Here is a 501-nt window from a genome sequence, read left to right as displayed (position 1 = left end):
CACCATTGCCATTGCTGTCCAGATAAATCGTCAGCCCCTGCAGGTCACCCGCATCGCCGCCCAGATTGGTCAGCGACAGGGAATAACCGTCAGTCACATTACCGGTATTGGTCAGGGTATGGTCGATGCTGATGGACTGCCCCGGCGACGCGGCCCGGGTCTTGTCTTGATCCAGTTCAAACGCGGGGCTTTCCGCCACCATGACCCGGGAAATATTGGAACGCACGACCACAACCCGCCCTTCCAGCGGATCGAAATAACGCATTTCCGCCTGATTCAACAACGCGGTGCCCGGCGCCGTGGCAGCATGCAGCAGCACGCTGGTCATGACCAGCATGCTGACAACAGCAATGCGAATGGCGGCAAGCAGTTTCATTGAGCGTTCTTTACCCGTTGTTTTTATGCCTCAGGGGCTTTTCCAGACCCGGCGCACCGGCCCTGGAAAAGCCCTCCCCCGAAGGGGAGGGCAATGCCTGGGGGAGCGTTAGTTCACTTCGACAC

At 58.9% G+C, this 501-nt stretch carries 1 pseudogene; it reads right to left on the bottom strand.

Going from position 1 to position 501, the window contains the following annotated elements:
* Positions 1-376, bottom strand: a pseudogene (locus A3714_RS02815) (hypothetical protein); the annotation flags it as partial.
* Between the last annotated feature and the right edge of the window lie 125 nt (positions 377-501).

The sequence above is a fragment of the Alcanivorax sp. HI0007 genome (genome assembly GCF_001635525.1).
GTDB lineage: Bacteria > Pseudomonadota > Gammaproteobacteria > Pseudomonadales > Alcanivoracaceae > Alcanivorax.
This window is presented reverse-complemented; position numbering and strand designations above follow the sequence as displayed.